This window comes from Streptomyces sp. NPDC001532 (assembly GCF_040298625.1).
In the GTDB taxonomy this organism is placed as follows: domain Bacteria; phylum Actinomycetota; class Actinomycetes; order Streptomycetales; family Streptomycetaceae; genus Streptomyces.
Genome location: NZ_JBEPAL010000062.1, coordinates 33,011 through 41,675 on the forward strand (window position 1 = coordinate 33,011; position 8,665 = coordinate 41,675).

Genomic DNA, 8,665 nt, shown 5'->3' on the forward strand with positions numbered 1-8,665 from the left:
CCTGCGGGGGCCATGACCTCGTACGACGCTTCCGTCCCCTCCTCCGGCGGTGCCGGTCGCCGGCGTGCGCTCGGGAGAGGGCCGGGTGCGCCGCGGGTGGAGCCGGAAACGGCTCCCGAAGAGGCACCGGAAGCGGTTCCCGAAGAGGCACCGGAAGCGGTCGCCCCGGCGCCCGAGCCCGCCGCGCCGGAGCCTGAGCCCGCGCCTGAGCCCTTGGCGGTGGAGCCCGCGCCCGCGCGGCCCGCCGCCGTGGACGCGCCCGTCGTGGAGGACGAGTCCCCCGACGGTGTCTTCACGGTCCGGCTCGCCAACTTCGAGGGCCCCTTCGACCTGCTGCTCCAGCTGATCTCCCGGCACAAGCTGGACGTCACCGAGGTCGCCCTGTCCAAGGTGACCGACGAGTTCATGGCGCACATCCGGGCGATGGGCCCGGACTGGGACCTGGACCAGACGACCGAGTTCCTGGTCGTCGCCGCGACCCTGCTGGACCTCAAGGCCGCCCGGCTGCTGCCCGCCGCCGAGGTCGAGGACGAGGCCGACCTCGCCCTGCTGGAGGCCCGGGACCTGCTCTTCGCGCGACTGCTCCAGTACCGCGCGTACAAGCAGGTCGCCGACATCTTCAGCGGCCGGCTCGACACCGAGGCCCGGCGCTACCCCCGCACCGTCGGCCTGGAGCCCCAGCACGCGGAGCTGCTGCCCGAGGTGGTCATCAGCATCGGCGCCGAAGGGTTCGCGAGGCTCGCCGTCAAGGCGATGCAGCCCAAGCCGAAACCGCAGGTGTACGTCGACCACATCCACGCCCCGCTGGTCAGCGTGCGGGAGCAGGCCGCGATCGTGGTGGCCCGGCTGAAGGAGCTGGGCGAGGCGGGCTTCCGCTCGCTGATCGAGGACACCGACGACACCCTCACCATCGTCGCCCGCTTCCTCGCGCTGCTGGAGCTGTACCGGGAGAAGGCCGTCGAGCTGGAGCAGGAGACGGCGCTCGGGGAGCTGATGGTGCGGTGGACCGGCGGGGACGGGGACGGCCGGCCCCTGGTGACCGACGAGTTCGACCGGCCGGCCGAGCGGCCGAAGGAGGAGCGGAAGGCATGAGCGAGCAGACCGCCGAGGGGAGCACCGGGGTGCCGGCCGGTTCGCGGACCGTGGCCGACCTGGAGCTCAGGCCCGCCCTGGAGGCCGTCCTGATGGTCGTGGACGAGCCCGCGACCGAGGAGCAGCTGGCGAAGATCCTGGAACGGCCCCGGCGGCAGGTCGCGGACGCCCTGCGGGAGCTGGCCGACGAGTACACCGCGCAGCGGCGCGGCTTCGAGCTGCGGTTCGTCGCGGGCGGCTGGCGGTTCTACACCCGGGGCGAGTACGCGCCCGCCGTCGAGCGGTTCGTCCTCGACGGGCAGCAGGCCCGGCTGACCCAGGCCGCCCTGGAGACCCTGGCGGTGGTGGCGTACCGGCAGCCGGTCAGCCGCAGCCGGGTCTCGGCGGTGCGCGGGGTCAACTGCGACGGTGTGATGCGCACCCTCCTCCAGCGGGGTCTGGTCGAGGAGGCGGGCACGGAACCCGAAACAGGTGCGATCCTGTACGTGACGACGAACTACTTTCTGGAGCGGATGGGCCTGCGCGGTCTGGACGAGCTCCCGGAGCTCGCGCCCTTCCTCCCGGAGGCGGAGGCGATCGAGGCCGAGACGCTGGAAGGGGTTCCGTCGTTCGATCCGGACGCACCCGATGCGCCGGGTTCCGAGGACGCAGACGACCAGACGGAATTTTGATGCGAAGCAGCAGCGGCAGGAACAGCAGCGGAAACAACGGCGGGAGCCGTGGTGGCAACAGCGGCGGCCGCGGCGGGAGCAGCGGTGGCCGCGGTAACTACCGTGGTGCCGGTAACAACCGCGACGACAGTCAGGGCGGCCGGCCCAAGAAGCCGCGCCCGGAGGAGCGGCGCTACGACGTGGGCCCCGGCGCCACCAAGGACGGCCCGAAGTCCGGTCGCGGCGCCTCCGCGCGCGGCGGCGCGAAGGGCGGGCCCCGGCAGGGCCAGGGCACGGGCCGCGGCCGTACGGCTCCGGCGAGCTCCCGTGAGTACGACGCGCGGGCCGAGGAGCGCAACCGTGAGCGCTACGCCGGCAAGAAGGACGTCAAGCTGCCCAAGACCTTCCCGGGCGCCGAGCAGGAGGGCGAGCGGCTCCAGAAGGTGCTCGCACGCGCCGGCTACGGCTCGCGGCGGGCCTGCGAGGAGCTGATCGAGCAGGCGCGGGTCGAGGTCAACGGCGAGATCGTGCTGGAGCAGGGCAAGCGCGTCGACCCGGAGAAGGACGAGGTCAAGGTCGACGGCCTGACCGTGGCGACCCAGTCGTACCAGTTCTTCTCGCTGAACAAGCCCGCCGGTGTCGTCTCCACCATGGAGGACCCGGAGGGCCGGCAGTGCCTCGGGGACTACGTCACCAACCGGGAGACGCGCCTCTTCCACGTGGGGCGGCTCGACACCGAGACCGAGGGCGTCATCCTGCTCACCAACCACGGTGAGCTGGCGCACCGGCTGACGCACCCCAAGTACGGCGTGAAGAAGACCTACCTCGCCGCGATCATCGGGCCGATCCCGCGCGACCTGGGCAAGCGGCTGAAGGACGGCATCCAGCTGGAGGACGGCTACGCGCGCGCGGACCACTTCCGGGTCGTCGAGCAGACCGGCAAGAACTACCTGGTCGAGGTGACCCTGCACGAGGGCCGCAAGCACATCGTGCGCCGCATGCTCGCGGAGGCCGGCTTCCCGGTCGAGAAGCTGGTGCGCGTCTCCTTCGGGCCGATCACGCTGGGCGACCAGAAGTCGGGCTGGCTGCGGCGGCTGTCGAACACCGAGGTCGGGATGCTGATGAAGGAGGTCGACCTGTAGGTCGACCCGTGGGCCCTCTGCGAGTCGACCTCGCAAACGGCTTGTGAGGGCCCCGCCATCCCCTTTATTGTCACAGTGACGATAAAGGGGATGGTGATCCGCGTGCCGAAACGTGCCGCAACCGGAGCGCTCCTGGGCCTCGCCCTCGGGGACGCGCTCGGCTTTCCGACCGAGTTCAACGACGTACCGTCGATCCTCGCCAAGTTCGGTCCCTGGCGGCGGATGGAACTGCCCACGCCCGCGATCGTCACCGACGACACCCAGATGACCCTGGCGCTCGGCCGCGGACTGCGCACCGCCATGGACCGCGGCACGCTCGCGCCGAAGCGGCTGGCGCGGCCGGTGCGCGAGGAGTTCGTCGACTGGTACCAGTCCCCGGACAACAACCGCGCGCCCGGCCGCACCTGCCTGGTCGCCTGCGCCCTGCTCAAGGAGGAGGGCCGCGCCTGGCAGGACGCCAGCCAGCTCGGCTCCAAGGGCTGCGGCGCCAACATGCGCGTGGCGCCCCTCGGCCTCGCCCCCGGACTCGACGCCGACCAGCGGGCCGGCGCCGCCCAGCTCCAGTCCGCCCTCACCCACGGGCACCCCACCGCCCTCGCCGCCTCCGACCTCACCGCGCACGCCGTGCACCTGCTCGCCCAGGGAGCCGAGCCGACCGGACTCGTCGGCCTGCTGCGGTCCTACGCCTACGAGAACCGCACCCGCTACCACCACCAGTGGCTCGGCGACCTGTGGACCCGCGGCCACGACGCCGGCCCCGAGGACTTCATCGCCCGCGGCTGGGACGAGTGCCTGGACATCCTCGGCCGCCTCCAGGACGCCGTGCGCACCGTCTCCCCGGAGACCGACCCCTGCCTGGCCACCGGGGCCGGCTGGATCGCCGAGGAAGCCCTCGCCACCGGCCTGCTCTGCTTCCTCCTCTTCGTCGACGAACCGCTCACCGCGCTCCGCCGCGCCGCCTGCACCTCCGGCGACTCCGACTCCATCGCCTGCCTGGCCGGCGCCTTCGCCGGCGCCCACCTCGGCGCCGACGCCTGGCCGGCCGACTGGGCGGACCGCATCGAGTACCACGACGAGCTGACGGCCCTGGGCGCGCTCTGGGACGCCTGAGCGGCCGGTCACCCGCCCGGGCGTCCCACCCGTCTCATGGGGCGGGCGGCGCGCGCCCGGCGGGCCCGGGCTGACTACGCTGGACGGACGCACGATCAGGGCGTACATCAGCACGCACATCAGCATGCACATCAGCGAGGAGCAGCGCCGTGGCGGTACGAGCGGTCCGGGGGGCCGTCCAGCTGGAGCGGGACGACGCCGAGCACATGGACGCGCAGGTCGGAGCCCTGCTCACGGCCGTCATGGAGCGCAACGGGCTCACCGCCGACGACCTGATCAGCATCTGGTTCACGGCCACCCCCGACCTGCACAGCGACTTCCCGGCGGCCGCCGCCCGCAAGCTCGGCATCGTCGACGTCCCGCTGATCTGCGCCCAGGAACTCGACATCGAGGGCGCCATGCCGCGCGTGGTGCGCCTCCTCGCCCACATCGAGTCCGACCGGCCCCGCGCCGGCATCAACCACGTCTACCTCGGCGCCGCCGCCGCCCTGCGCAAGGACATCGCCCAGTGAGGACCGCACTCGTCATCGGCACCGGCCTCATCGGCACCTCCGCCGCCCTGGCCCTGGCCCAGCGCGGCGTCACCGTCCACCTCGACGACCACGACCCCGAGCAGGCCCGCACCGCCGCCGCGCTCGGCGCCGGCACCGACGAGCCGCCCGCCGGCCCCGTCGACCTCGCCGTCGTCGCCGCCCCGCCCGCCCATGTGGCCGCGGTGCTCGCCGACGCCATGCGGCGCGGGGTCGCCCGCGGCTACCTCGACGTGGCCAGCGTCAAGGGCGGCCCCCGGCGCGAGCTGGAGGCACTGGGCCTCGACCTGACGTCCTACCTCGGCACCCACCCCATGTCCGGCCGGGAGAAGTCCGGACCGCTGGCCGCCACCGGCGACCTCTTCGAGGGCCGCCCCTGGGTGCTGACCCCGACCCGGGACACCGACACCGAGGTGCTCAACCTCGCGCTCGAACTCGTCTCGCACTGCCGTGCCGTGCCCGTGGTCATGGACGCCGACGCCCACGACCGTGCCGTGGCCCTCGTCTCCCACATGCCCCACCTGGTCTCCAGCCTGGTCGCCGCGCGCCTGGAGCACGCCGAGGAGGCCGCCGTACGGCTGTGCGGGCAGGGCATCCGGGACGTGACCCGGATCGCCGCCTCCGACCCCCGGATGTGGATCGACATCCTCTCCGCGAACCCCGGGCCGGTCGCCGACCTCCTCGCGGACGTCTCCGCCGACCTCGACGAGACGGTCCGCGCGCTGCGCGCCCTGCAGTCCTCCGACGACGACAAGCGCCGCGAGGGCGCCGGCGGCATCGAGGACGTGCTGCGGCGCGGCAACGCGGGCCAGATCCGGGTCCCCGGCAAGCACGGGTCCGCGCCGCGGGTCTACGAGACCGTCGTCGTCCTCATCGACGACCAGCCGGGCCAGCTGGCCCGCATCTTCGCGGACGCGGGACAGGCCGGGGTCAACATCGAGGACGTACGGATCGAGCACGCCACCGGGCAGCAGGCCGGTCTGGTGCAGCTGTCGGTCGAGCCGAAGGCGGCCACCGTGCTGGTCGCCGCGCTGCGCGAGCGGGGCTGGGCGATCCGGCAGTAGGGCGGCCGAGACCGCCCGCGGGAGGTCGAGGAGCGGGCGCTCGTCCGGATGGGGGACGGGCACCCAGTAACCTTGTCGTGGGCGCCAACCCGCCCCGACCTCCGCCACCCCGCACCAGGAAGGTGTCCCCCCGTGGAAAACGGCGCCGCCCGGACCGTCCCCGCAGTGATCGTCGCCATCGACGGACCCTCCGGGACGGGCAAGTCGAGCACGTCGAAGGCCGTGGCCGCGAAGCTCGGCCTCAGCTACCTGGACACCGGCGCCCAGTACCGGGCGATCACCTGGTGGATGGTCAGCAACGGCATCGACATCGACGACCCCACGGCGATCGCCGCCGTCGCCGGCAAGCCGGACATCATCTCCGGCACCGACCCGACGGGCCCGACCATCACGGTCGACGGCGTGGACGTCGCCGGTCCGATCCGCACCCAGGAGGTCACCTCCAAGGTCAGCGCGGTCAGCGCGGTCCCCGAGGTGCGCAGCCGGATCACCGAGCTCCAGCGCTCCATCGCGCGCTCCGCCGAGAACGGCATCGTCGTCGAGGGCCGGGACATCGGTACGACGGTGCTGCCGGACGCCGACCTCAAGATCTTCCTGACCGCCTCCCCGGAGGCCCGTGCCGCCCGCCGCAGCGGCGAGCTGAAGGGTGCCGACGTCAACGCCACCCGCGAGGCCCTGCTGAAGCGGGACGCGGCCGACTCCAGCCGTAAGACCTCGCCGCTGGCCAAGGCCGGCGACGCCGTCGAGGTGGACACCACCGCGCTCACCCTGCCGCAGGTCATCGAGTGCGTCGTCACCCTCGTCGAGGAGAAGCGGGCGGGCAAGTGAGCGAGGCTCCGTCGGCGCGGGGCGCCGAGGTCGGGCGGCGCATCGGCGTCGGCCTGATGTACGGGCTGTGGCGGCCCCGGGTGCTCGGCGCCTGGAGGGTTCCCGCCACCGGTCCGGCGATCCTCGCCATCAACCACTCCCACAACCTCGACGGCCCCATGGTCATGGGCGTGGCGCCCCGGCCGACGCACTTCCTGATCAAGAAGGAGGCGTTCGTCGGCCCGCTCGACCCCTTCCTGACCGGCATCGGTCAGCTGAAGGTGGACCGCGACACCACCGACCGCACCGCGATCACCCGGGCGCTGGGCGTCCTGGACGACGGCGGTGTGCTGGGCATATTCCCGGAAGGCACCCGCGGCGAGGGCGACTTCGCCGCGCTGCGCGCCGGGCTCGCCTACTTCGCCGTGCGCAGCGGCGCCCCGGTCGTCCCGGTCGCCGTACTGGGAAGTTCCGAGCGCCGCGGACGGTTGTTGAAGGGGCTGCCCCCGCTGCGCAGCCGCATCGACGTGGTCTTCGGTGACCCGTTCGAGGCGGGCGACGGCTCGGGGCGGCGCACGCGCAAGGCGCTGGACGAGGCGACGCTGCGCATCCAGAAGCAGCTCACCCTGCACCTGGAAAACGCCAGGCGCCTGACCGGGCGCTGAGCGACACTGAGTAGTGGATCACCCCGAATCGGGACACTCCACCGATCACCACGATGAACGACGAGGTACGGACTTCATGAACGACCAGATCCAGCCCGGCGGCTCGGACGGCTTCGAGCACGACCACGGGGCGCTCGGCGACGCCGAGTACGCGGAGTTCATGGAGCTCGCCGCGGAAGAGGGCTTCGACCCGGAAGAGGTCGAGGGTGCCATCGAGGCGGCCGGGCACGGCCCGCTGCCCGTGCTCGCCGTCGTCGGCCGTCCCAATGTCGGCAAGTCGACCCTGGTGAACCGCATCATCGGCCGCCGTGAGGCGGTCGTCGAGGACAAGCCCGGCGTCACCCGCGACCGCGTCACCTACGAGGCCGAGTGGGCGGGCCGCCGCTTCAAGGTCGTCGACACCGGCGGCTGGGAGCAGGACGTCTTCGGCATCGACGCCTCCGTCGCCGCGCAGGCCGAGTACGCGATCGAGGCGGCCGACGCCGTCGTGTTCGTCGTCGACGCCAAGGTCGGCGCCACCGACACCGACGAGGCGGTCGTACGACTGCTGCGCAAGGCGGGCAAGCCCGTCGTGCTGTGCGCCAACAAGGTCGACGGCCCGAGCGGCGAGGCCGACGCGTCCTACCTGTGGTCCCTGGGCCTCGGCGAGCCGCACCCCGTCTCCGCGCTGCACGGCCGCGGCACCGGCGACATGCTGGACGCCGTCCTGGAGGTGCTGCCGGACGCCCCCGAGCAGACCTTCGGCACCGCCGTCGGCGGCCCGCGCCGCATCGCCCTGATCGGCCGCCCGAACGTCGGCAAGTCCTCGCTGCTGAACAAGGTGGCCGGCGAGGAGCGCGTCGTCGTCAACGAGCTGGCGGGCACCACCCGCGACCCGGTCGACGAGCTGATCGAACTCGGCGGCGTCACCTGGAAGTTCGTCGACACCGCCGGCATCCGCAAGCGTGTCCACCTCCAGCAGGGCGCCGACTACTACGCCTCGCTGCGCACCGCGGCCGCCGTCGAGAAGGCCGAGGTGGCGGTCATCCTGATCGACGCCTCCGAGAACATCTCGGTGCAGGACCAGCGGATCGTGACGATGGCCGTCGAGGCCGGGCGCGCGGTGGTCGTGGCCTTCAACAAGTGGGACACCCTCGACGAGGAGCGCCGCTACTACCTGGAGCGGGAGATCGAGACCGAGCTCGGCCAGATCTCCTGGGCGCCCCGGGTGAACGTCTCGGCGCGCACCGGCCGCCACATGGAGAAGCTGGTCCCGGCGATCGAGACGGCCCTCGCGGGCTGGGAGACCCGGGTTCCGACGGGCCGGCTCAACGCCTTCCTCGGCGAGCTGGTCTCCGCCCATCCGCACCCGGTCCGGGGCGGCAAGCAGCCGCGCATCCTGTTCGGCACCCAGGCCGGCACCAAGCCGCCGCGGTTCGTGCTGTTCGCCTCCGGCTTCATCGAGGCGGGCTACCGCCGCTTCATCGAGCGCCGGCTGCGTGAGGAGTTCAGCTTCGAGGGCACGCCGATCCACATCTCGGTGCGGGTGCGCGAGAAGCGCGGCGCGAAGAAGAAGTGACATGACGCGGGAGGGCGGGGCCCGGGCGGGGCCGCCCCCCCCCGCGA

At 72.8% G+C, this 8,665-nt stretch carries 9 protein-coding genes; all 9 read left to right on the forward strand.

Annotation, left to right across the window (positions count from 1 at the left end; all coding sequences use genetic code 11):
* Positions 1–12: 12 nt before the first annotated feature.
* Positions 13–1,092 (forward strand): segregation and condensation protein A, encoded by a 1,080-nt coding sequence (locus tag ABT232_RS35590; RefSeq protein WP_351848160.1) that lies wholly within the window; start codon positions 13–15, stop codon positions 1,090–1,092.
* Positions 1,089–1,763 carry an SMC-Scp complex subunit ScpB gene (gene scpB, locus ABT232_RS35595; protein WP_351848163.1) on the forward strand — a complete coding sequence of 225 codons (675 nt, stop codon included), beginning with the start codon at positions 1,089–1,091 and terminating at the stop codon, positions 1,761–1,763. The genes ABT232_RS35590 and scpB overlap by 4 nt, the downstream gene beginning before the upstream one ends.
* Positions 1,763–2,884, forward strand: coding sequence for a pseudouridine synthase (locus tag ABT232_RS35600; RefSeq protein ID WP_351848166.1), 1,122 nt, complete (start codon positions 1,763–1,765; stop codon positions 2,882–2,884). The genes scpB and ABT232_RS35600 overlap by 1 nt, the downstream gene beginning before the upstream one ends.
* 90 nt (positions 2,885–2,974) lie before the next feature.
* Positions 2,975–3,994 (forward strand): ADP-ribosylglycohydrolase family protein, encoded by a 1,020-nt coding sequence (locus tag ABT232_RS35605; RefSeq protein WP_351848169.1) that lies wholly within the window; start codon positions 2,975–2,977, stop codon positions 3,992–3,994.
* A 149-nt stretch (positions 3,995–4,143) separates the two neighbouring features.
* Positions 4,144–4,506 carry a chorismate mutase gene (aroH, locus tag ABT232_RS35610; protein ID WP_351848171.1) on the forward strand — a complete coding sequence of 121 codons (363 nt, stop codon included), beginning with the start codon at positions 4,144–4,146 and terminating at the stop codon, positions 4,504–4,506.
* Positions 4,503–5,588: a prephenate dehydrogenase gene (locus ABT232_RS35615; protein WP_351848174.1), complete on the forward strand. Its 1,086-nt coding sequence runs from the start codon at positions 4,503–4,505 to the stop codon at positions 5,586–5,588. Before aroH ends, ABT232_RS35615 begins: the two co-directional genes overlap by 4 nt.
* A gap of 132 nt (positions 5,589–5,720) precedes the next feature.
* On the forward strand, positions 5,721–6,416 hold the full coding sequence (gene cmk, locus ABT232_RS35620; RefSeq protein ID WP_351848177.1) for a (d)CMP kinase: 696 nt from the start codon (positions 5,721–5,723) through the stop codon (positions 6,414–6,416).
* A 56-nt stretch (positions 6,417–6,472) separates the two neighbouring features.
* Positions 6,473–7,060 carry a lysophospholipid acyltransferase family protein gene (locus tag ABT232_RS35625; RefSeq protein WP_450872011.1) on the forward strand — a complete coding sequence of 196 codons (588 nt, stop codon included), beginning with the start codon at positions 6,473–6,475 and terminating at the stop codon, positions 7,058–7,060.
* A 76-nt stretch (positions 7,061–7,136) separates the two neighbouring features.
* A complete protein-coding gene (gene der / locus ABT232_RS35630; protein ID WP_351848183.1) occupies positions 7,137–8,618 on the forward strand; it encodes a ribosome biogenesis GTPase Der in 1,482 nt (493 codons plus the stop codon).
* Positions 8,619–8,665 lie beyond the last annotated feature (47 nt).

Excerpts from the sequence above, each read along its gene's own strand:
- ABT232_RS35590 (WP_351848160.1), top strand. The coding sequence starts at position 13 with ATGACCTCGTACGACGCTTCCGTCCCCTCCTCCGGCGGTGCCGGTCGC.
- scpB (WP_351848163.1), top strand. The coding sequence starts at position 1,089 with ATGAGCGAGCAGACCGCCGAGGGGAGCACCGGGGTGCCGGCCGGTTCG.
- ABT232_RS35600 (WP_351848166.1), top strand. The coding sequence starts at position 1,763 with ATGCGAAGCAGCAGCGGCAGGAACAGCAGCGGAAACAACGGCGGGAGC.
- ABT232_RS35605 (WP_351848169.1), top strand. The coding sequence starts at position 2,975 with ATGGTGATCCGCGTGCCGAAACGTGCCGCAACCGGAGCGCTCCTGGGC.
- ABT232_RS35625 (WP_450872011.1), top strand. The coding sequence starts at position 6,473 with ATGTACGGGCTGTGGCGGCCCCGGGTGCTCGGCGCCTGGAGGGTTCCC.
- der (WP_351848183.1), top strand. The coding sequence starts at position 7,137 with ATGAACGACCAGATCCAGCCCGGCGGCTCGGACGGCTTCGAGCACGAC.